19 protein-coding genes and 1 tRNA gene are annotated in these 22,221 nt (G+C 42.2%); 15 read left to right on the top strand and 5 right to left on the bottom strand.

All coding sequences use genetic code 11. From position 1 onward, the window contains the following. The first annotated feature begins 5 nt into the window (after positions 1–5). The 10 genes from fmt (at position 6) to ICN13_RS07530 (ending at position 11,070) form a co-directional block, all read left to right on the top strand. Positions 6–1,004: a methionyl-tRNA formyltransferase gene (fmt, locus tag ICN13_RS07575; RefSeq protein ID WP_216139799.1), complete on the top strand. Its 999-nt coding sequence runs from the start codon at positions 6–8 to the stop codon at positions 1,002–1,004. 2 nt (positions 1,005–1,006) lie between these two features. Then, positions 1,007–1,882 carry a zinc metalloprotease HtpX gene (htpX, locus tag ICN13_RS07570; protein ID WP_216139798.1) on the top strand — a complete coding sequence of 292 codons (876 nt, stop codon included), beginning with the start codon at positions 1,007–1,009 and terminating at the stop codon, positions 1,880–1,882. Next, positions 1,875–3,191 (top strand): 16S rRNA (cytosine(967)-C(5))-methyltransferase RsmB, encoded by a 1,317-nt coding sequence (gene rsmB, locus ICN13_RS07565; protein ID WP_216139797.1) that lies wholly within the window; start codon positions 1,875–1,877, stop codon positions 3,189–3,191. Before htpX ends, rsmB begins: the two co-directional genes overlap by 8 nt. Next, positions 3,188–3,769 carry a DUF4390 domain-containing protein gene (locus ICN13_RS07560; RefSeq protein ID WP_216139796.1) on the top strand — a complete coding sequence of 194 codons (582 nt, stop codon included), beginning with the start codon at positions 3,188–3,190 and terminating at the stop codon, positions 3,767–3,769. Before rsmB ends, ICN13_RS07560 begins: the two co-directional genes overlap by 4 nt. After that, on the top strand, positions 3,766–6,078 hold the full coding sequence (locus ICN13_RS07555; RefSeq protein ID WP_216139795.1) for an ATP-binding protein: 2,313 nt from the start codon (positions 3,766–3,768) through the stop codon (positions 6,076–6,078). Before ICN13_RS07560 ends, ICN13_RS07555 begins: the two co-directional genes overlap by 4 nt. Positions 6,079–6,080: 2 nt before the next feature. Further along, positions 6,081–6,764, top strand: coding sequence for a response regulator (locus tag ICN13_RS07550; RefSeq protein ID WP_216139794.1), 684 nt, complete (start codon positions 6,081–6,083; stop codon positions 6,762–6,764). Positions 6,765–6,857: 93 nt separating this feature from the next. Continuing rightward, entirely contained in the window at positions 6,858–9,062 is a 2,205-nt protein-coding gene (locus tag ICN13_RS07545; RefSeq protein ID WP_216139793.1) for an OsmC domain/YcaO domain-containing protein, read from the top strand. A gap of 57 nt (positions 9,063–9,119) precedes the next feature. Next, positions 9,120–9,195: transfer RNA gene (locus ICN13_RS07540), tRNA-Phe, on the top strand. 123 nt (positions 9,196–9,318) lie between these two features. After that, positions 9,319–10,596 carry a tyrosine-type recombinase/integrase gene (locus ICN13_RS07535; protein WP_216139792.1) on the top strand — a complete coding sequence of 426 codons (1,278 nt, stop codon included), beginning with the start codon at positions 9,319–9,321 and terminating at the stop codon, positions 10,594–10,596. Positions 10,597–10,617: 21 nt separating this feature from the next. Continuing rightward, positions 10,618–11,070 (top strand): hypothetical protein, encoded by a 453-nt coding sequence (locus ICN13_RS07530; RefSeq protein ID WP_216139791.1) that lies wholly within the window; start codon positions 10,618–10,620, stop codon positions 11,068–11,070. Here ICN13_RS07530 and ICN13_RS07525 read toward each other — a convergent pair. Beyond that, positions 11,055–11,324, bottom strand: coding sequence for a hypothetical protein (locus ICN13_RS07525; RefSeq protein WP_255534089.1), 270 nt, complete (start codon positions 11,322–11,324; stop codon positions 11,055–11,057). The two genes, ICN13_RS07530 and ICN13_RS07525, sit on opposite strands and share 16 nt — an antisense overlap. A 124-nt stretch (positions 11,325–11,448) precedes the next feature. Next, positions 11,449–11,895 (bottom strand): DUF6641 family protein, encoded by a 447-nt coding sequence (locus ICN13_RS07520; protein WP_216139790.1) that lies wholly within the window; start codon positions 11,893–11,895, stop codon positions 11,449–11,451. A 169-nt stretch (positions 11,896–12,064) separates the two neighbouring features. On the opposite strand from ICN13_RS07520, the gene ICN13_RS07515 reads away from it, so the two are divergent. The 3 genes from ICN13_RS07515 (at position 12,065) to ICN13_RS07505 (ending at position 14,963) form a co-directional block, all read left to right on the top strand. Then, positions 12,065–12,556 (top strand): hypothetical protein, encoded by a 492-nt coding sequence (locus ICN13_RS07515; protein WP_216139789.1) that lies wholly within the window; start codon positions 12,065–12,067, stop codon positions 12,554–12,556. A gap of 541 nt (positions 12,557–13,097) precedes the next feature. Further along, positions 13,098–13,679 (top strand): site-specific integrase, encoded by a 582-nt coding sequence (locus tag ICN13_RS07510; RefSeq protein ID WP_216139879.1) that lies wholly within the window; start codon positions 13,098–13,100, stop codon positions 13,677–13,679. Positions 13,680–13,715: 36 nt separating this feature from the next. Beyond that, the gene (locus ICN13_RS07505) at positions 13,716–14,963 is read left to right on the top strand and encodes a DNA cytosine methyltransferase (protein ID WP_216139788.1); all 1,248 of its coding nucleotides are present in this window, start codon (positions 13,716–13,718) and stop codon (positions 14,961–14,963) included. Here the strand turns inward: ICN13_RS07505 and ICN13_RS07500 are convergent, their stop codons facing one another. After that, positions 14,964–16,076, bottom strand: coding sequence for a hypothetical protein (locus ICN13_RS07500; protein ID WP_216139787.1), 1,113 nt, complete (start codon positions 16,074–16,076; stop codon positions 14,964–14,966). A 124-nt stretch (positions 16,077–16,200) separates the two neighbouring features. Here ICN13_RS07500 and ICN13_RS07495 point away from each other — a divergent pair, with 124 nt between their 5' ends. Together ICN13_RS07495 and ICN13_RS07490 are read left to right on the top strand one after the other, a co-directional pair. Next, positions 16,201–17,859 carry a hypothetical protein gene (locus ICN13_RS07495; RefSeq protein WP_216139786.1) on the top strand — a complete coding sequence of 553 codons (1,659 nt, stop codon included), beginning with the start codon at positions 16,201–16,203 and terminating at the stop codon, positions 17,857–17,859. Positions 17,860–17,861: 2 nt separating this feature from the next. Further along, complete coding sequence (locus ICN13_RS07490; RefSeq protein WP_216139785.1) at positions 17,862–19,199, top strand: hypothetical protein; 1,338 nt, start codon at positions 17,862–17,864, stop codon at positions 19,197–19,199. Between the two features lie 326 nt (positions 19,200–19,525). Here the strand turns inward: ICN13_RS07490 and ICN13_RS07485 are convergent, their stop codons facing one another. Both ICN13_RS07485 and ICN13_RS07480 read right to left on the bottom strand, forming a co-directional pair. Beyond that, on the bottom strand, positions 19,526–20,221 hold the full coding sequence (locus tag ICN13_RS07485; protein WP_215331708.1) for a hypothetical protein: 696 nt from the start codon (positions 20,219–20,221) through the stop codon (positions 19,526–19,528). A gap of 83 nt (positions 20,222–20,304) precedes the next feature. Continuing rightward, complete coding sequence (locus ICN13_RS07480; protein ID WP_251374763.1) at positions 20,305–21,669, bottom strand: carbohydrate porin; 1,365 nt, start codon at positions 21,667–21,669, stop codon at positions 20,305–20,307. Positions 21,670–22,221: the final 552 nt, after the last annotated feature.

The following is a 22,221-nucleotide window of genomic DNA, read 5'->3' as shown; positions in this document are numbered from 1 at the left end:
CGCTGATGAAAATTGTATTTGCTGGAACTCCTGAGTTTGCCGCGCAAGCAATGCGCGCAATATATGACGCTGGCCATGAAATTGTCCTGGCGCTAACCCAGCCTGATCGCCGGGCCGGTAGAGGCATGCATCTCCAGGCTAGCCCGGTTAAAGAATTTGCATTAGAAAAAAATATTCCTGTAATTCAACCAGAAACGCTGAAGCGCAATAGTGTCGATCCTGAAAAACAAGTTCAGGCTCAAGAGGCGTATCGGCAATTGTCCGAAATCGATTTTGATGCCATGGTGGTAGTTGCTTATGGGCTTATCCTGCCGCAGGATGTATTGGATATTTCTCAACGGCCAGGAAGACACGGTAGCTTTAATATTCATGCCTCTTTATTGCCGCGTTGGCGGGGCGCAGCCCCAATACAGCGCGCGATTGAGGCGGGAGATTTAAAAACAGGTATTTGCATCATGCAAATGGATGCCGGTCTTGACACAGGCGATACCGTCCTCATCAGCGAGCTTGAAATTATTCCTGAAGAAACAAGCGAGACTTTACATAATCGATTAGCAGAATTAGGCGCGCACTCTATTGTGAATGTGCTGAACCATTTACAACTAGGCAAAGACTTGCTTCGTGCTCCACAAGAAATCAATGACATTACTTACGCAGAAAAAATATTAAAGAGCGAAGCAGAAATTGACTGGAGCTTGAGCGCCCCAGAAATCGATCGTCGCATTCGAGCTTTTAACCCCTTTCCTGGTGCAACCAGTAATGCGCAAGAACTGACGATGAAATTTTGGAGCTCACGTATTCCAAAGGTAGGCGCTTGCAACAAAACTGGCTTGCCCGGCGAATTATTAGGTTTTAGTGAGGATGGCGCTTATATTCAGTGTGGCGATGGCGTTATCGAGGTTTTAGAAATGCAAAAACCAGGCGGCAAGAAAATGTCAGCCAGTCTTTGTTTGCAGTCTTTGGATTCCAATAAACAAGCATTACGTTTTCATACAAAGGAGTAGGAATGTTTAATTTCGCAAAAACTGCTGTTTTGATGGCGGCCATTACTGCGTTGTTTATTGTGGTTGGGGGTATGTTGGGCGGCGAGCAGGGGATGCTGATGGCATTACTGTTGGCGATCGGCATGAACTTTTTTAGCTATTGGTTTTCCGACACGATGGTGTTGAAGATGACCAATGCACAACAGGTTGACGAACGATCTGCGCCACAGTTTTACGCCTTGGTAAAAGAGCTTGCAGATAAGGCTGGCTTACCAATGCCCAAAGTATTTTTAATTGATGAAGATGCGCCTAATGCATTTGCAACCGGGCGCAATCCAGAGAATGCCTCTGTAGCAGCCACCACTGGCATTCTGAAAATTTTGTCTAACCGCGAACTCCGCGGGGTCATGGCCCATGAGTTGGCGCATGTTCAGCACCGCGATATTTTGATTTCTACAGTTGCGGCAACGATGGCCGGGGCAATTTCTGCATTAGCCAACTTTGCAATGTTTTTTGGTGGCCGCGATTCTGAAGGCAGGCCTAACAATCCAATCGCCAGTTTATTAGTGGCCATTTTGGCGCCCATTGCTGCAAGTTTGATTCAGATGAGTATTTCACGCGCCAGGGAATATGAAGCAGATCGTGGCGGGGCAGAAATTAGCGCCGATCCAGAGGCCCTTGCACATGCACTAGAGAAAATTCACAACTATGCGCAGGGCATTCCATTTCAGGCGGTAGAGCAACATCCAGAAACTGCACAGATGATGATTCTGAACCCTTTAAGTGCCGGTGGCCTTGCGCAATTGTTTTCAACCCACCCGCCAACCGAAGAGCGGGTAGCGCGCCTCATGGACATGGCAAAAAATGGGACATACCCCAGAGTAAATTCATTTGACTGATAAAAAAACGCCACATAGCCTTCCACTTTCTGAAGCAATCAGTATTGCTGCACAAGCGATTAGCGAGGTAATGAGTGGCAGGTCTCTGACAGAGGTGCTTGATCAGTTGGAGCCTCATGAGCGCCCTATAGTGCAGAGCTTAAGCTTTGATGCTTTGCGTAAATGGGTCCGATCGCATGAGTTAATCAAGCAATTTGTTCCAAAGAGTCCGCCACCCGAAGTAGATCATTTATTAAGCGTCGCCATTGCGTTGTTCTTAAATGAAAACGCTGATGGCAAAGGTTATGCAGCACACACAATAGTTGATCAAGCCGTCAGCGCTTGTACTAACTACGATAAAACCATGTATGCCAAGGGCTTGGTGAATGCAGTATTGCGCAAGGTAAGCCTGATTGTTCAGCCGCCTGAGGGCGAAACCCGCTTTCCTCCAGATCCTATTCCAATGTTTGTCCCACCTTGGTGGCGTGCAAACTTAAAACGCAATTACTCCAAGGCCTGGCAATCCATTTTGTTTGCGCAGGCAAAACGTGCGCCATTAATTTTGCGCGTTAATCAAAAACAATATTCACGAGAGCAATATCAAGGCTTATTAAGCGAGGCTGGAATTACCTCTTCTCCAATTGACGAAGTTGCTGGAGTGAAATTAGCATCCGCCTTGCTTTTGTCTAACCCTGTTCCGGTCTCAGAGTTGCCAGGTTTTTATAGTGGTGCGGCATCAGTTCAAGATGCCGGGGCGCAGCTGGCTGCAACTCTCTTGAACCCCAGTACTGGCGAGAGAGTTTTAGATGCCTGCGCCGCGCCCGGCGGCAAGACGGCCCATATGCTGGAGTTAGCAGACTGTGAGATGGTGGCTTTAGAGCTTGATGGTGAGCGTCTTGGCAAGATTGGCGGCAACTTGGACCGTCTACGTTTACATTCTGATCAGGTGCAGGTCCTGCGTGGCGATGCTTCAAAAGCTTCTTGGTGGGATGGCCGCCTTTTCGACAAAATCTTGCTCGATGCTCCATGTTCGGCTTCGGGCATTGTGGCTAGACATCCAGATATCCCCTTTTTAAGACGCGAGGCTGATATCAAGTCCCTGCAGCAAAAGCAGCGCGGTATTTTGGAGCAGGCCTGGAAAATGCTAAAGCCAGAGGGCCTCATGCTCTACGTTACCTGTTCGGTATTTCCTGAAGAGGGCGAGGCGCAAGCAAGTTGGTTTGCTGGGGAGCATGGCAATGCGGTACGATTAGACGCTCCAGGACAGATTCTGCCTACTGATGTAAGCGACGGCTTTTACTATGCTTTGTTTAAGAAAAATGGGCCATGAGCCAAAGAATTAAACAACTCATCTTCTTATGCTTGATGGTGTTGAGTGTATTTTCAACAAGCGCAAGCGCAGAAGGAATCAAGATCAAATCCTTTGAATTGGAAAAGGTTGATAACGACTGGCTTTTAAATGCCACCTTTCAGATTGAGCTCTCTAACGGTCTTGAGGATGCAGTTCAAAAAGGCGTGGTCTTGTACTTTCAAACAGAATTCGATGTAACACGTTCGCGTTGGTATTGGTTTGATGAGAGACCGGCGATTGCTCAGAGACAAACCCGACTGTCCTACCAGCCCCTTACTCAGCAATACCGAATTGCTTCTGAGGGCTTTACATTTTCGGCGAGGACAATTGCAGAGGCATTGCAAGCGGTTGGCAGTATCGGTGGCTGGCGTGTGATTGATGGCAATCAATTAGATAGCAGCAAATCCTATACAGCTTCTTTGCGAATGACTTTAGATTTAAGCAAGCTGCCTAAGCCATTCCAGGTGAATGCCCTGAATAATCGGGATTGGAATGTTTCCAGCGATTGGCTGCGTTTCCCCTTTTCCCCAGCCGGAACCAACCTGATTAAGCGATGAGCGCATCCTCAACCCCACTCAAGAGCGCCTTTTTTATATCAAAGGTCTGGAGAAAAAAGATAATCCCAATCGCTATTGGCGTAATCGGCGTATTTGCTTTGCTGCTTCTGATCCTGCTATCGATTGCTTCATCTAATACAGAGTTTTTTGATAACTACTTTATTTGGCTTTACGCAGCCAATGTTGTCATCGGAGTTTGCTTAACTCTGGTGATTTTGACTCTGGTGATTGTGATCGGTGTGCGCTGGTATCGCGGTCACTTCGGCACTCGCTTGATTGCCAAGTTGGCGATGATTTTTGCGTTAGTGGGAATTGTTCCAGGCCTAATTTTGTATGGGGTTTCACTCCAGTTCGTATCTCGCAGTATTGAAACCTGGTTTGATGTGAAGGTTGAATCTGCGCTTAACTCTGGTTTGGAGTTAGGGCGCGTTACTTTGCGAATTGCGCAAGAAGAAATTTTGGCTGAAGGTAATTTCATTGCCGATCAAGTTGTACAAGTTCCTGCGGGCTCGACCTCTGATCAGGTTGGCGCCATGATTATGAAGATCCGGAATCAATTTGGCATACAAGAGGTAAGCCTTTTTAATATGCAGCGCAGCTTGATCTTAACCAGCGAGCTAAGGCCCAAAAAATACTTACCCGCCCCCAGCGCAGAGGTGGTGGCTGAAGCATTTAAAAAGAAGGGCATTACTTTTTTAGATCAGATCGAAATGCAAGATGGACAGCGTGGCTACCAAGTTAGAGCGATTGTTCCTATTATTCGGAAAAAGCCCATTCTAGGAAAAGCAGATTCCAATAAAGACGCAGACGATAAATATTTTTTGCAATTAGTACGCTTCATGCCGACCCCGCTGACTAAGAATATTTTTGCAGTTGAATCTGCTTATACTGAATATCAAGAGAAGTCCCTAGGGCGCGCCGGCCTTCGCAAGATGTTCGTTGGCACATTAACGCTCACCTTATTTTTTGCCTTATTTGTTGCTATCACATTAGCTTTGTTGTTGGGCCGTCAATTGGCGCGTCCATTATTAATGTTGCTCAAGGGTACGCAAGCAGTAGCGCAGGGTGATTTATCACCAAAACCGGAGCTAGATACTGGTGATGAACTGGGCATGCTTACCCGCCAATTTAATGTCATGACTCGGCAGCTTGCTGATACGCGGACTTCCTTGCAAGAATCCAAGGCCTTTTTAGAGCGGGTTTTAGGAAGCTTGACGGCTGGCGTTTGTATTTTTGATAAGCGTTTCAACGTAGTCTCGAGCAACGCGGGGGCTGATCGCATTTTTGGTCAAGACCTTACCTATCTCGACGGCAAGCCTTTGAGCAGTAACCCAGCGTTATTAGAGTTTGAGGGCGCCATTAAAGAGGGCTTCTCCACAATGAAGCTTGCCGTTACTGGCGCACAAGATAACCCTGCGGCACAAATCAGCCATCAAAATACTCCCGTTTGGCAAAAGCAAGTTCAGCTTCACACGACCAATGAGTTTGAAAATGAATTAGGCATTACTTTGTTTGTGCGAGGCACAGAATTAACGGCAGATTTACGCATGGTGGTCTTTGATGACATCACCGATGTGGTTAGTGCACAAAGATCAATTGCCTGGAGTGAAGTTGCTAGGCGCTTAGCTCATGAAATCAAGAATCCACTTACTCCAATTCAGCTATCTGCGGAGCGCTTGCAGCACAAGCTTTCTGGCAAGCTCAGTCCTGAGCAAGAGGAAATGATTAATCGCAGTACCGAAACTATTATTAGCCAGGTGCAGGCGATGAAGGAAATGGTCAACGACTTTAGAGATTTTGCTAAAACACCGACGCCTCAGCTAAAGGCAGTTTCTATCAATACGCTTACATCAGAAATTTTGGGACTATATGAAGGCAGCCCTTTGCGTACACAGCTTGATCCACGCTGCCCAGAAATTATGGGTGACCCAACCCAGCTCAGACAGGTTATTCATAATCTATTACAAAACGCTCAAGATGCTACGCTAGAGGGGCCCCACCCTGGCGAGGCAGTTGAAGTAAAAACGGAGTTAGTGCCCTATGGAGAGCACAATGACACTGAGCAAAAAGCAGTACGCTTAACAATAAGTGATTCGGGAGTAGGATTTCCAGCTAAGATATTGGCAAGGGCATTTGAGCCTTATGTCACTACTAAGAGTAAAGGCACGGGATTGGGCTTGGCGGTCGTTAAAAAAATTATTGATGATCACTCTGCCAAAATTGAAATACGAAATCGCATGCAAGGAACAGAAGTGGTTGGTGCGCAGGTATCAATATTGTTTATGAATCTAGCAAAAGAGGCGGCCTAAGTATGGCTAGTATTTTGGTTGTTGATGACGAGATGGGAATTCGTGAGCTTCTCAATGAGATTCTGACGGATGAAGGCCATACCGTGTATGCAGCAGAGAGCGCTATTCAGGCTCGAACTATTCGCGAACAAATGCGCCCGGATCTTGTGTTGCTAGATATTTGGATGCCAGATACTGACGGCATCACTCTACTGAAAGAGTGGTCCAAAACAGGTCAACTCACGATGCCTGTAGTGATGATGTCAGGGCACGCTACCATTGATACAGCAGTTGAAGCTACGCGCATTGGCGCATTAAATTTCCTAGAAAAGCCCATTGCACTTCAAAAGCTTCTAAAGACGGTAAGTAAGGCGCTCGAGAGTTCACCAAAATATGTTGAGCCTGAGGTAGAGAGGGCGGTTCAGCCCAGCCCCAATCAGGCCGTGGCTCCAAAGCCTGCTGTGAGTGAGCCAGCCCCAGCGTCACTTGAGGGCGAGTTCATCAGCGGTATTGCAAAAACCTATTTTGATTTGCCATTAAGAGAGGCCAGAGATCTTTTTGAAAAAGCCTACTTTGAGCATCAAATGCAAATTATGGGCGGTAGTATGACCAAGATTTCTGAGTACACTGGCCTAGAGAGAACGCATTTATATCGCAAGCTTAAGGCTCTGGGCATTGATACTTCTCGCAACAAGGGCGAGCAATAAATTATTTTGTAAATTGGCGTTTGCTAGGCGCGTCAGTTTTATTGTTGACGATGGCGCCTACATCGTTTGCCCACCATACCCGGAATTTTTTGCATGGAAATTAAGGTCAATTTTCTCGACAAGCTGCGCCTTGAAGCCAAGTTTGATGACTTCACTGTAATTGCTGACCAGCCTATACGATATAAGGGTGATGGTTCAGCCCCAGGCCCTTTTGATTATTTTTTAGCTTCATCGGCTTTATGCGCGGCTTATTTTGTAAAGCTGTACTGTGACACTCGCAATATTTCTACTGAAAATATTCGTCTTTCACAAAATAATATTGTTGACCCCGAGAACCGATATCGACAGGTTTTCAAGATTCAGGTTGAATTGCCAGAGGATATTTCTGCCAATGACCGCCAGGGAATTTTGCGCTCAATTGACCGCTGTACGGTTAAAAAAGCAGTACAAGCTGGTCCAGAGTTTGTGATTGAAGAAGTCAAGAATTTGGATGAGGATGCGCAGACTTTATTGACCTTAAAGCCAGGCGCTGACGCTAGCACCTATATTGCAGGCAAAGATTTGCCTCTAGAGCAAACGATTGCCAATATGTCTGGCGTATTGGCAAACTTGGGAATCAAGATTGAGATTGCTTCGTGGCGCAACATTATTCCGAATGTTTGGTCTTTGCATATTCGCGATGCACATTCCCCAATGTGCTTTACCAATGGAAAGGGGTCTACAAAAGAAAGCGCACTCGCTTCAGCTTTAGGTGAGTACATCGAGCGATTGAGCAATAACCATTTTTATGCTGGCACCTACTGGGGTGAGGATATTGCCAATAGAGCATTTGTACATTATCCAAGCGAGCGTTGGTTTAAGCCGGGCAAAGATGATTCTCTCCCAACAGAAATTTTGGATGAGTATTGTCTGAATATTTTTAATCCCGATGGCGAATTACGCGGCTCACATTTGATTGATACAAACTCTGGCAATGCCCAGCGCGGCATCTGCTCGTTGCCGTATGTACGCCAGTCAGATGGCCAGACTGTTTATTTTCCTTCTAACCTGATTGAAAATCTTTACGTAAGTAATGGCATGAGTGCAGGCAATACGCTAGCTGAGGCGCAGGTGCAATGCTTATCTGAAATTTTTGAACGAGCAATCAAGCGCGAAATTTTAGAAGGTGAAATTGCTCTGCCTGATGTGCCGCAGGAAGTGCTTGCAAAATATCCTGGCATTCTTGCTGGCATTCGCGCGCTTGAGGAGCAGGGCTTTCCAGTTTTGGTAAAGGATGCATCGCTGGGCGGAATTTATCCAGTGATGTGCGTTACTTTAATGAATCCAAGGACTGGCGGAGTGTTTGCATCTTTTGGTGCACACCCAAGCCTGGAGGTCGCGCTGGAGCGAAGCCTTACAGAATTGCTGCAAGGTCGAAGCTTGGAGGGTTTGAACGATCTTCCTCCCCCTACTTTTGCAAGCGAAGCAGTCACTGAGCCCAATAACTTTGTTGAACACTTTATCGATTCAAGCGGGATTGTGTCGTGGCGATTCTTCAGTGCAAAATCAAATTACGATTTTGTTGAGTGGGATTTTTCGAGTCAAGGTGAAAACTCAAATAGTGAAGAGGCAGCCACTCTATTTGGCATTCTCAAAGATATCGGTAAAGAATCTTATGTGACGGTATATGACGAGCTCGGAGCAACCGCGTGCCGAATTATCGTTCCTGCTTATTCAGAGGTTTATCCAATAGAAGATTTAGTTTGGGATAACACCAATAAGGCGTTGCTGTTCCGCGAAGATATTTTGAATCTTCATTCACTCGATGATGCAAGTCTAGGTGCACTCCTTGAGCGTCTTGAAAATAATGAACTCGATGAGTATGGTGATATTGCTACATTGATTGGGGTGGAGTTTGACGAGAATACAACTTGGGGCCAGCTCACAGTTTTGGAGTTGAAGCTTCTTATTCATCTGGCGCTAAAGCAACTTGATGAGGCCTATGAACTAGTTGGCGCATTCCTTCAATATAACGACAACACAGTTGAGCGCAAATTGTTTTATCAGGCCCTAAATGCTGTGCTGGAGATTTACTTAGATGATGACTTGGTGATTGACGACTACATAACTAACCTACGCCGGATGTTTGGTGAGAGCAGAATGGATGCTGTAATCAGCTCAGTTGATGGCGGCGTGCGCTTCTATGGCCTCACCCCAACCAGCATAAAGCTGGAGGGCCTTGATAGGCATCACCGTATGATCGATAGCTATAGAAAGTTGCACGTGGCGCGCTCCAGAGCCACAGCCACAGGTAGTTAGCTAGCACAAAACCGATTTCCGGCCTGGGAGGCAGTTTCATTTATAATTCTCAGTCTTGGCCTGGTAGCTCAGTCGGTAGAGCAGAGGATTGAAAATCCTTGTGTCGGTGGTTCGATTCCGCCCCGGGCCACCAAGAATAAAGGCTCTCAGCCCGATAATGTGTTACAAAATTCTATAACACACTCTTTACACAGTTTTAATTTGGGTATACGCTGTAAAACATTACATTCAATGTTTACAAGGCTTTGCTGTCCGTATGCCAACCAAAAACGCTGTCCCACACAAACAATCAAAAGTTAAATCTGTTGCCATCAGCGACACGCTTGTTCATTTGCGTGATGGTGACGTTGTGCTCTACAAAAGAGAGAACAGCGACAAATGGCAAGCACGTTACAAGCTATTTAATAAGTGGCATAGAGTAAGCACAAAAGAGCGTAACGTAGATTGGGCTGGCAAAGTAGCTTGCGAAGCATTTGATAGAGCAAGGTTTTTGGCAGACGAAGACATTGTTATTACAAGTAAGAAATTTGGTGCTGTAGCAAAAGTAGTGGCAAAGCAATTACAAGACGAATTGAATGGTGGTGGTGGCAAAGTTGTTTACCAAACCTACATTGCTGTTATTAACAAATATCTCATCCCATTTTTTGAAAAATATAACGTAAATGGCATAGATTACGAAGCACTTACAAAATTTGACGAATGGCGTGAAAAAGAAATGGGTAAAAAGCCACGTGCTTCAACCATTACCAATCACAACTCAACAATAAATCGTGTATTGGAATACGCAATAGATATGGGGTATATGAGCAAAGTTCATTTGCCCAACCTACGCAATGATGGAGCTAAAAGCGTCCCACGTCCCGCATTTAGCAAAAGTGAATATAAGAGTCTTACCAGTTATATGACGAAGTGGAGTAAGCAAGGGCATACACAAAGAACTAAAGATATGCGTGAATTGTTGCGTGATTACGTATTAGTGCTTGCGAATACGGGAATGCGACACGGCACAGAGGCATTGGGGCTTAAATGGAAAGACATACGTTGGATTACAACAGATGGAAAGCGTTATTTACAGTTCACAGTTAATGGCAAAAGGGGTGAACGCACGTTAATAGCAAGGCACAACACACAAGATTATTTGGAACGCATACAGTTGCGTGACCCAGCTATTAGTAAGCTAAGTTTTGATAACTTAATTAAAAAGGGTGTGGATGAATTTGTATTTAGGTTGCGTGATGGCACAACAACAGAAAACTTAGGTGCTACGTTTAGACACTTAATGCGTGATAGTGGTTTGAATAAGAAAGGCAGCAAGCAAAAGACGCTGTATAGCTTGCGACATACATACGCACATTTGGCAATACTGGAAGAAGGAATAGACATATTTAAGCTATCCAAACAAATGGGCACAAGCGTTAAGATGATTGAACAATATTATGGACACGTAACACCCGCACACGTAGCTAACCAATTAGCAGGCAAACGAATGGGCAAGCATAAACCTGTAAAACCCATAATCTCTGATAAACAGTAATTATCTAAAATAGGGGTAGCAATGGCACGTCCTATAGGCGATACGGCAGAAGCACGAAAACAAGTTCATATTAATTTGCGTAAAGCATTTAGCCTTATTAACAAGTCAATAAACGATGAAATTTATATAGCGGCTTACGTTACGGCTTTTAGCATTATTGAAGACAGAGTATTTTCAATGTACGTAGTTGCTAAAAGAGTGGAAACGGGTGAGATAGCAATTACAAAGAACCCACGTGACGTAATGATGAAATATATAAATTATTTGGAAAAAAAGAAAACCATTCCGTTAGCTACGGCAAAGAAAATAGAGGCTGAAATTAAAGCAAGGAATAGTTTGCTACACGGTGCTATGTGGAGGTTAGATGAGTTTGACAAAGAAATGGCAGATAGAGCATTAAATTTGGCAAAAGAATTAAATGCTTTACGAACGGCACAAAGAAAAGAGATTGGGATTGGCTACAAAGTTGATTGATTGTTTTTGGTATTGGCAATCGTTTGCTGTGCTTTAGCAACCTTTTGCCTATCACGCTCAGCTTGTAGTGCTTTCGTACTAGCTTCCTTTTGTCGCTTAAGTCCATCTATACGTGCTTGCTGTGGAGTTAAAGGCTTTATTGTTGTTATTTCAAGTATCTTCATATCATCCAAGTTGTGTGGGCTGATGAGGCACATTGCCACTTCCAAATATTGTTTGAAATAATTTATATGCCTGTGCTTGATTTTGGGCATACAAGATAGTTTCTATCCACATTCCACTCGCATTTACTGTAGCTTTGTATCGTTTCATACAGTATTTATTGTTTATTACATTTACGTGCCCCAAATACATATTAGATGGGGCACGTAAATAAAATCACTTATTAAACGCTTCGCGTGTTGCTGTGCTTACTTCATTCATAGCATCATCTAATTCACCATTAGCCACCATCATCTTTAGTGACTTAAGTGTGCTGATTAGTTCATCACCATTGCTAAGTTCAATTGCGTTAGCACCCTTTTTATTAAGGGGTAGTGTTTTAGCGCCATACTTAACAGCTAAATTGATTTTTCCAGTTGTGTGGCTTACCCAAAACCATTCTTTTATACGCTTTGCTACTTCAGCTGTCATACGTTCACCAGTTTGCTTGTTTACAAAAGTCTTTAAGCGTTTGGGTGCGTAAGTATTGCCAGCCTTTTGTGCCTCGCATAAAGCAAGCTGTTCATCCAATTTGGCACAGAGCTTATTTCGACGTAAAACAATGGGTGCGACAGTTTGATGTTTCTTGCTTGTAACCAATTTCAAAGTGCTAAGTGTGCTCATATCGTTCTCCTATAAGTTAATGGGCACACTTAATTTAGTACCAGAAAAACGGATTGGGCAACCTATATTTGCCAGTCAAACCAAATGATTTGACAAGAAAATTAATTGATTTCCTTTGGTTCGCATAAATAAAAGTATGCGAATTACAGCAAACACAATAAGAGACTTTTTGGACAAACAGCAAAAGCATATTACCCACTATGTAGTTGCCCAAAGTCATTTTCATACGTACCAAAAAGAGGATTGGGAAATTGAGCGTATGAGAACCACCTTAATTAAGGATTTACGGCACGCACGTAATTGCTTTAATAAAGAGCTTTTTGGGAATGGAGCTAAACGCAAACCACTTACATATCAACCACTACTAATACCAACTTTAGAAGGCACCAAACAGACAACAAGTCCAAAACACACACTTCACTACAACATCTATTTAGGCAACATACCAACAGTACTAACTACGAACGACATAAAAATACTATGGACTTACTGTTGGGTAGAAAAAGCACATCAAAAAGACGACATATACATTACAGAACCGTTAGCTAACACTCAATCACACTTATTACAGTACGGCACTAAAGAAACGCAATTTGGAAACTTAAGTTGTTGGGATTTTGAGAACACTCAAATCCCCTACAACGCACTAAACATTGACTGAAGTTGTGTTTAGTTTTTATGGCTACCTATTGGACGCAATGGGTAGTTATATTGCTTTGGTTAAATTTAACTAAAGAGCAGAAAGATAAAAACAGCTAAAAATAAAGAATCTCTGATTAATAGAAATTAAGTGGGAAATGAAATAAAGGACAAATCATTTCATTTTGGATTGAGGGGTGCTGATTGCTTCAAAACCTTCTCCTCTCGTCGCTACGCATAGTAAACACGTCAAATCAACGCTGTAAGCACTTAAAAGCCACCAAGTAATAGCAAACATACGGGGGGTAGGGGTAAAAGCACGTAGACGCTTTTAACAAGTCTGTGCTTTTAAGTGGGATTTAGACGACAAAAACAGCTAAATAAGAAACCAAAGGTTTTAGTTAAGAGCTTTGGTTTTGGTTCAAAAACAGCGAATTTCGCACTTTAAGCATATAAAAATGGAGGTTTTACAAATGACAACTTTTTGGCAAAAAGAGGTAGGAAAAAATAAACAAAGAAAACAACATATAGCTATAGCAAACCTTTATTTGGGAAAAAAAACTATGGCAAAGCAAGCAAAAACACTAAACCAAAACGAATTACGCAAAGTTTTAGATTACACGGCTACACGCAAACACAGCTTACGCAATCGTTGTTTGCTGTACACCACCTTTTTAAGTGGTATGAGAGTTGGAGAGGTAGCGTCGCTACGTTATTGCGACGTAGTAAATGAAGATGGCACAGTTAAGAACGAAATACGCTTAATTGCTGAAAACACCAAAACTAATGAAGCAAGAACTGTATTTGTAAATGACAAACTACGTAAAGAATTTGAGAAATACATTGTTGTGTACAAACCAGCAAATAGAGAGACTAAGTTTTTCTATAGTCAAAAGCGTCATAGTGCTGGTGGTGGCTTTACAGCGAACACATTAACGCAGTTTTTTCACTATCTATACAAACGCAGTGGAATAGATGGAGCAAGTAGCCATAGTGGACGTAGAACGTTTATTACTAACTTAGCTACGCAAGGGGTGGGTGTACGTGTATTGGCAAGTTTGGCTGGACACAAAAATATTAGTACAACCCAATCTTACATAGACGTTAATGATGATATGAAACGTAAGGCTGTGGAGTTAGCTTAAGCATCATATAATCAATAAAAATTAATATATAAAACAATGAATAAACGCAAGGTAGCTTCTTTATTTTCTGGTTGTGGTGGAATGGATATTGGCTTTGAAGGTGACTTCGAAGTTCATAAGTCTTGCCTAAATTCAACAGAACAACATTTAGTAAAGAAAGCTGATAAAAGTGGGTTTGTAAAGTTAGACAGTTTAGGGTTTGAAACTGTGTTTGCTTGCGATGTAAACCACAAAGCAAAAGAAGCGTGGAACTCTTACTTTAGTAAAAAGAGAGACGTAACTGGCGTTTACGAAGCGGAAAGCATTGTTGATATTGTTAAAGATATTAAAGCTGGCAAACGCAAAAACTTAAAAGATATAGACGTTGTAACGGGTGGATTTCCTTGTAATGACTTTAGTGTTGCTGGAAAAAGACTTGGCTTCAATTCTGATAAAAGCCATTTGGGCAATAGAAAGTTGTTACAAGACAATGAAGACCCAACAGCAGAAAATCGCGGAATGCTTTATTACTGGATGCGTGAGTATGTCGCACAAGTAAAACCAAAAATATTTTATGCTGAAAATGTTAAAGGCTTGGTATCACTTGGTGATGCCAAAGCAGTAATTGAAAAAGACTTTGCGTCAATTGATGGAAGCTCATACATAGTTGTTCCAGTTAAAGTTTTGAATGCTACGCACTATGGAATTCCACAAACACGCGAACGAGTTATTTTCATAGGAATCAATAAGCAAAAATTGAAGGCTGATGTATTGCGATATGTAGATAAACACGGCACATTGCCAGATACGCTTAATCCATATCCTTTACAAACGCACGGAAATCAAACAAGCGATGGTAGAAAGATATTGCCTATAAGCACTACAAAGGCAGCATTCGCTGGGCTTAAAGAGCCAGAGTTGAGCAAGGATTTGTCGCAACAAGCATATTCAAAAGCAAAATATATTGGTAAAAAATTACAAGGACAAGCAGAAGTAAACTTATTGGGTGCTGGTCCAACCATTCGTGCTGAACATCACGGCAACATTGAATTTAGAAGATTGAACAAAGCAAATGGTGGAAAGAATTTAGAGGAATTAGCAAAAGGATTACAGCAAAGAAGATTGACTGTAAGGGAGTGTGCGAGGATACAAACATTTCCAAACGACTATGAGTTTGTAATCCCAAATAAACTTTCTGCGTCTGATGGTTATAGGCTAATTGGCAACGCTGTCCCACCTCTATTAGCCTATAGATTGGCACAAAGAGTGGATGAAATTTGGGATGAGTTGTTTAAGAAGAGATAGTTAAACAATTAACGTGGTTACGTTAATTTTAGAGATTAGGTAGGTGGCAAGCATAGAAGCAAACTCGTCCTTGCCAACATTGTTCTCATCTTTGTCTTTTACATCCTTATATATATGTAAAAGGTTTTTGCTTAGTGCCAGCTTATAAGCATCCAAAAAGGCTTGTGCTGTTTGGAATTGGTTGGGGGTTGAATTTTCCAATTCATTAATAAAAACCTTGCTATTACTTTTGAATACATTTGTTGCTACTTGTATTACTTGTGGAACCAATAAAGCATCTTGCGAAAAAGTGGGAATTTTAATTTCCACTTTGCCACCAGCAGAGTAGTCATCTCGTTTTGTGTATATAGATTTCTTTTGAATTGCCCATTCAAAAATCCCGTTGTATTTTGTATTGGATGTCTTATCAAATATTTTGGGAAAAGCTAAAAGAGCCTCTTTTAAGAAACTATTTCTGTCTTCAATAGAGAGGTTTGTAAACTTGCTTAAGCCCGTTGAGCCAATAGGCAATGATTCATCTGTTGATATCCACCACGGCGTTTCACCTTTTGCTTTTGCTTTGTTTGCCATCCATTGAATTATTTTTTCTGAGTTAACGCTTTTGCCACCAAAAATAATGTCATCCACCAGCCCTACTTTGCCTTCGCCAGTACCAAACATTGATTTACTTGAATCTAAATCAATATCCAATTGAAAGCGTGGCGAATGAGTAACTACAGGTGTAGCAACACATTCAAAATAGTCGCGAAACCCAACCTCCTTGTCATCGCCAATCCAATACATTAAGAAAACCTTTTTTAATCCAGTTTTCATTGTGCTTGCTATTACGCTATTGCCGTTAAATGACCTATGTGCTTTAGCCCCTTTTATTTCAATACCAAAAGGAGTGTTGCTAATAGTTACGTCTGGAAATGAGTGTCCGCGATGATGTGTAATAAGGTTTGCGTCAACCCCAAGCGAAATACACGCATCCTTTAGTAGTGACACTAAAAAATCTTCGCAAACAGTGGAGTCACCATAAGTTGGTGCGTTGTTTGTTTGTAATATCTCATTCCCTTTTGAAACAGCTAAAGTGAGAATTTGATTTGCTTTTGCTAAATCAATTAAGGACATATTGTTATTTTTGGCTTGTGATTAAGAGCATCTTATTCCAAAACCAACAACGAAGTGCTAAAAGTGCCTATAAAAATGATAATCTCTCTCAAGCAGTAATTAATTTATCAATGAGGGATTGCTAATGGCTACAAAACAAACCTTAAAGAGCAAGCTACAAAAAGAACTGGCACAGTTAAAAGAGCTTGCTGACAAACAGTCGCATATGTACGTAAGTTCACGCAATATGCTTTATGAGGGATTGGCTAAAGTCTATTTGTGGTGGCAAGAAGCCAATAAGGAAAAGGGTTTGCTGGAGAAGCTCTACAAAGACAATGGCATACAGTACAAAAAAGAGATTAAAGCTGATGAAAATTACTCTCCCTTATTGCGTTACTTGTGGGGTATGGATGGCACAGTTAATAGCAACACGATTGACTTGTGGAATAGAGCATTAAACAAAGTGAATGGTGCCGTAAACGCAGACAAAGCGTTTTACAAGCAAAACACAGTTCAAAAAATCATTACGTATATAGACACTAAAGGTGGCATAAGGGGATTGGCAGCTTATGACAGTACCCAAGTAGACGTAGCTAAAGAGCCAAAACAGAAAAAAGCAAAAGTAGACTTAAACGTAGAGAAAAAGCGACACGAAGAGCATTTGGCTAAAGGGTTCGCTTATTACGCAAAAAGTGCCACACCTATTTCTAAGTTTCAAAGCACACATTCATTGCCTACAGCAGATAGCTCAATTGGTTTAGGGTTGTTTAGAAAGACAAAGAATGGGTATGAGCTATTAAAGGCAATTGACGATAAAGAGCTAATTGAGCAAGCATTAATAAGTTCATACGCACGTAGCACTGATAGCGTACCTTACACAGTACGTTTAATAACTGAAATTATTAGTACGCAAACTGTGCCCAAACCATTAGAAAGCCTATCGCGTTCTTTGGCAGATAAAAGCAAATTCAAAGCAGATGATGGCACAGCAATGATGATGCTTAAGCGTTTGTTGTATATGGCAGAGAAGCGTGTGTTTGTTTTAAGTGCCAGCCGTAGCACGTGTAGTCCAGTCACTATCGCAATACCAAAAAAGCAAATTATTGATGGTAATAAAGATGTGTTTTTGGCAATAAACGATAGAACATACATAGAAGACAACTTAATACATAGTGGTGACGTGAACTTTTATACGACAGACGCACCTACGAAAGTAAAAGCAATTAAGGGTGAGATAGCAACATATAAGCTGGAGTTAGAAAACACACTCACTAAAAAGTATCGCTATATTCGCTTTTACCCACTCACTGTCCCTAAAACAGAAGCAAGTAGACAGCAAGCAATACTTAAACGTGGAATGAAATTCAAAGCTGTTCATACAGCCAAATTAGACGCAAAGTGGTTGGCTGAACTAAATGGTGAGTTTTTAAGTAGGTGGGTAAATGGCTTGGGTAAAAACATTAAACGTAAAGAATATGCTGTGATTGCTTTGGCATTTGGCAAAACTGGCATTACGTTTAAGTTTTGCCAACGTGCCAATAGGTATACGAGAGAAGAATTTATTAGATATACACACGCAAGCAATACAAAGGCAATTACTGTGGAAGTGTTGGCTAAAGACGTAATACCAGTGCTTAATTCATTTGTGAATAGCGACTTAGTGGGTGGAGTGACAGTAGAAACAGATGACAACGCTGTTATCTTCAAATACAAAACAAAGTCCGCAGACTATATCGTTGCTGTGCCTACAACAAACAGCAAGGGTATACGTAACGAAGAGCACTTCCAAGCATACGGAGCATAAGAATGGACGACTTTAATAAGCGTTGGGATAACTTTGCTGTTTATTTGCCATCTATCCAAAAGAGTTACGCAAAGGTAGCAATTAAGGCAGACGATAAGACACGCACAATGCCAAAAGACGTGACTATGCGTTCGCTTAATTTTATAAACCCAAAAAACAAGCTATGGCATTACAAATACGCCTTGTATAGTGCTGGTCAATTTAAGATTGGTGAAACACAAAGTGATATGGTGACTACACGTGATGAAAAGCAAACAGTCATTTTGGGAGATAGTGGTGGTTTTCAAATTGGCAAAGGCACGTTGGCTGGATTTACAGCACTCAATAAGCTAAAGACAGCAGACGAAGTGTGCGAAGCGTGGAGAAACGCAACACAGCTAAAAAAATGGATTGTGAATTGGTTAGAGACACACAGCGACTACGCAATGACGCTGGATATGCCTTTATGGGCACAGTTGCCACAAAACAAAAAAACACCTTTTCACAAATGTAGCACCCAACAGTTAATTGATTTAACGGTTGAAAACTTAGAATTTATTAAAAGAAACAAACGTGGCAACACTAAGTGGCTAAACGTTATACAAGGCACTAACAGCAAAGATATGAAGCAGTGGTGGGATGCTGTAAAAGGTTATAGATTTGGTGGTTGGGCATTAGCTGGCGATACGGGATGGCGTGGTGGCAGTATGGCTGTAGTGACGCAAGTGTTAATGATGCGTGACGAAGGTGCTTTTGATAAAGGAATGGATTGGCTACACGTATTGGGTGTTTCACAAACAAAGTGGGCTGTAATCCTAAGTGCTATACAGCGTGGGTTGCGTAAATCTACTAATCCAAACTTGCGTGTAAGTTTTGATAGTGCCAGTCCAAACATACTTGCTGGCAAATTTGAGCAACTTGCTGTTTACCCAAAATTTACAAACAAAGAGGAAAGCTGGGCAATAAGTGCCGTGCGTTGTCCAAAAGGCGAAATATATGTAAATAGTGGCGATGAGTTTGCTTTCCCGTTCCCATCAGCATTGGGTGATAAGTTAAAGCTGTCACACTTAAACGTGAAATACGACAAATACAGTAGCGTAAATTTTGATGATGTGACACAAGCATTTTTAACGCATCACAACACGTGGGTTTATGTAAGGGCAATGTTAGAAGCTAATGAGTTAGCATTTTTGGACAAAGCAGACGCAGAGCAATTTGTGCCCAAAAACCTATTAGCTTGCCTACATTTAATAGAAGAGCTAATGTGTACAAAGAACTGGAAAGCACGAATTACCAGTAATAAGAGATTATTTGATGCTGTGGATAAGATGAGTAAGGATGAGGTGATTATTGTTAAGTGACGTGATACACTTAACCAACAGACAGCAAATCCTTATATTATATAGGATGTATGCTTAACACAGTCTATAACACATAGCACAAAAAAGACATTTAAAGCATATAGAATATACGTCTTACGCTAACAAATGTCTTGAAAATCCTTGTGTCGGTGGTTCGATTCCGCCCCGGGCCACCAAGAACCACGATAGCCCATTTGTTGGGCTATTTTCTTTTGGCTTGGCAGGGTTGAGTGCCATAGATTAGGATATCCCCATCAAGAAGCGTCCTTTAAAAGGACAAATCAAATTTTCATCCCTGTATCGGTGATGTCGTTTAAACGACATCACTAATTAAAGCTCAGTGAGGCTATGAGTTTAATCACCCAATTGTCACTATTAGCCGTGACACCTTTACCAATACCAAAGTTAAACGATGACTTGCCATGTTTGGCATCCATGACCAGATAGGCAGTATGGGGCTGTTGAGAGATGTTGTATAAACTTTTATTAGGCAAGTTATCTCCGTAGTACTCCATACCAACATCAACGGCATGCGTTAGCTCATAAGCCACTTTAGCTGACGGCGAAAATGTAGCTGAGCTATTTTTATTTAATGTCACATCAACGCTTGGGTTGATGGTAAATCTCCAGTCTTGAAGTTGAAGTGCCAAGATAGGAGTTAATTCATAAAAGGTAGTTTCTGTGCCGCCTACATCTTTGATGTAATTAATCTCATTCTTCACCCCGTAGTGCCATAAGCCCTCCTCATCATGAGTTGGAATATACATATGACTTATCTTGCCACCGTTAACATAGCTCACGCCGTTGTAGTTGCTCAAGTAGATGTTGGCACCAATCTCACTTTTTTCAGTAATACCATAGCTATACTCAAGCCTAGTTTGAAAGACATTTGACTTTAGGCCTTGGGACGCCGGAGCTTGAAATAAGTTTGTTTCTACTTCAAAAGCAGATTCTTGATATTCTGCAATGAGTTCGTCGTGAACCTTAATCTCAAAAGGTGCCGCAAATACAATGCTACTCAAGCAAAGCAAATAAGGCGCTGACTTGAGGGGCTTAAGTGAATATCGCAAAAGAGACATGTCGGCACTATAAAGGATCAATGCGATTACATTTCAATGTGGGCTCTTAATCCATAGAAATTGACTGGCCCACGATCTGTGTTGTATCCAGGATTTGCGATACGCTGATAGTCGGCAGATAGCGACAGACTCTTATAAACATTCCAGCTGTAGAAAGTTTCAAAGATTTGTTCTTTCTTATAGTTGAGTCTGCCATCGCCAATGAACATCGTTACACCACCTTTTTGTAGGTAGCTAATTTGTTGTGATGAGATTCCATTGAGTGCCGCACCAATTCCAATAGTGTCTTGTGGTCTTCCCCAACCAGCACCTTTAATGGATAGGCCGCCAGATAATGAATTGCTGATATCTGTAAATGCTTGCGTTTCAGTTTGGCCATTATTCCAACTCCACCTTCCAAAGGCGCCAATATTTTCTGTAATTGCTTGCTCGCCATTTAATGCGTAGCCCCATTTAGTTTGATACCCATATCGTGTGCTTAAGATGTCTGGAGTGGTATTGCTCTGTTGGCCAAAATTCATCGCATTGTTATAGGTAGACATGATTCCGCGATTTTGAAAGACTAGAACTCGAGCCTTACCAGCTTGTCCATTAATCGTATGAAGGTGAGTTATCTCGGCTGTATTGCCGTACTGCTGTGTGAGGTCATAGTCTAGGGCTAATGAATTTGGTGACTTGGGCATAGCCAATCGAGCTAGGCGCATCACCCATTCTTCATCATGGTAATACTCGCCTACAAAGCCATAGGTGTAGCCACGAGAGTTGGCGGCATAGTCATAAGCACCGCTGGCCATGAGCGACCAGTTTAAAAACTGTGTGCGAGGATCATGGCTATAGGCATTGGCATCAAAGAAATCTAATGCCGAGAATGTTCCGTATGTCACTACAAGGCGACGTTTATCTACATTACCTGCTAACTGATTAGCAACACCTTCGATATGCTCTTGTCCGCCACCAAAGCCAAAGGTCTGGCGTAAAAACATTCTTGCCATGTAATAGATTGGTGGAATTGCCGTTCCTTTTTGTAGCTCACCATTACTAAAACCACCCAATCCGCTGAGACCGGAAAAGGGGATGCCTTCAAACATCTCAGGGTTGATATAGGCTTCAGCACCCTCCCATAGCCTCGTTCCTAAAAATGCTGTGGCCGAGAAGGTATAGCTTTTAGAGATATCGCCATCAGATTTATTTAAAAGACTCTTAGATCCGTAATAGGGAGAATTAAAGTTATTTTTAAATTGATTGATGTAGGTTGCTTGCCCATGAACACTCCATTGCTCTGATGCACTTTCGAGAGCGACTGGACTGTCGATGGTGGGAGCGCTACTGACGGGTGACTCAGCTAAAACGATTGGGGTATCGCTTACGGGGGACTCGGCATAGACAGGCAAAGATAGCCCAACCAAGCAAAGGGAGCTAACTAGGCTGAAAAAGGCTGTGTGGTTGGTGCTAAATGAGAAAAACATCTTAAATGCCAAATATGCTTAATGAGAATCGTTCTCATCTTAGCATATAATTGAGAATGAATCTCAATTGGAGAGATTGGGATTCTATGTCGTTTAAAACGACATTAGTAGACACTATGGTGATTGACTGGTGCAGTGATGGCAACACAAACTATACACACAGAAAAATTGCCCTTCGCAAGATTCTGATTTCATTGCCAAATTTGACCAGCACAAGGACGCACAATTTTTAGACAAGTCCAGACTGGTGACTCAAGCCCTTGAAATAAAAGCGAAAGCGGTCTATCAGAGGATATTTGAAAATCCTTGTGTCGGTGGTTCGATTCCGCCCCGGGCCACCAAGAAACACCGGTACGTACCGGACACATGCTTTACGTCCGGTACCGACCACATGGTTTACACATTTACCAATCACATCCCCAATACTTTGGGACCAAATGGGTTTTCTAGGGCTTGTACCCTTGAAGACTCCATATC

The sequence above is a fragment of the Polynucleobacter sp. MWH-Berg-3C6 genome (assembly GCF_018881855.1).
Classification (GTDB): domain Bacteria; phylum Pseudomonadota; class Gammaproteobacteria; order Burkholderiales; family Burkholderiaceae; genus Polynucleobacter.
The sequence above is the reverse complement of the archived record's forward strand: the minus strand, read 5'-3'. Positions and strand labels throughout refer to the sequence as shown.

Bases quoted from the DNA above. Each gene is read 5' to 3' on its own strand.
- ICN13_RS07525 (WP_255534089.1), bottom strand. From the start codon at position 11,324: ATGCCCAAAATCAAGCACAGGCATATAAATTATTTCAAACAATATTTG.
- ICN13_RS07510 (WP_216139879.1), top strand. From the start codon at position 13,098: ATGGCAAAGCAAGCAAAAACACTAAACCAAAACGAATTACGCAAAGTT.
- ICN13_RS07490 (WP_216139785.1), top strand. From the start codon at position 17,862: ATGGACGACTTTAATAAGCGTTGGGATAACTTTGCTGTTTATTTGCCA.
- ICN13_RS07545 (WP_216139793.1), top strand. From the start codon at position 6,858: ATGGAAATTAAGGTCAATTTTCTCGACAAGCTGCGCCTTGAAGCCAAG.
- ICN13_RS07530 (WP_216139791.1), top strand. From the start codon at position 10,618: ATGGCACGTCCTATAGGCGATACGGCAGAAGCACGAAAACAAGTTCAT.
- ICN13_RS07560 (WP_216139796.1), top strand. From the start codon at position 3,188: ATGAGCCAAAGAATTAAACAACTCATCTTCTTATGCTTGATGGTGTTG.
- ICN13_RS07505 (WP_216139788.1), top strand. From the start codon at position 13,716: ATGAATAAACGCAAGGTAGCTTCTTTATTTTCTGGTTGTGGTGGAATG.
- ICN13_RS07550 (WP_216139794.1), top strand. From the start codon at position 6,081: ATGGCTAGTATTTTGGTTGTTGATGACGAGATGGGAATTCGTGAGCTT.
- fmt (WP_216139799.1), top strand. From the start codon at position 6: ATGAAAATTGTATTTGCTGGAACTCCTGAGTTTGCCGCGCAAGCAATG.
- ICN13_RS07500 (WP_216139787.1), bottom strand. From the start codon at position 16,076: ATGTCCTTAATTGATTTAGCAAAAGCAAATCAAATTCTCACTTTAGCT.
- ICN13_RS07520 (WP_216139790.1), bottom strand. From the start codon at position 11,895: ATGAGCACACTTAGCACTTTGAAATTGGTTACAAGCAAGAAACATCAA.
- ICN13_RS07535 (WP_216139792.1), top strand. From the start codon at position 9,319: ATGCCAACCAAAAACGCTGTCCCACACAAACAATCAAAAGTTAAATCT.
- htpX (WP_216139798.1), top strand. From the start codon at position 1,007: ATGTTTAATTTCGCAAAAACTGCTGTTTTGATGGCGGCCATTACTGCG.
- ICN13_RS07495 (WP_216139786.1), top strand. From the start codon at position 16,201: ATGGCTACAAAACAAACCTTAAAGAGCAAGCTACAAAAAGAACTGGCA.
- ICN13_RS07555 (WP_216139795.1), top strand. From the start codon at position 3,766: ATGAGCGCATCCTCAACCCCACTCAAGAGCGCCTTTTTTATATCAAAG.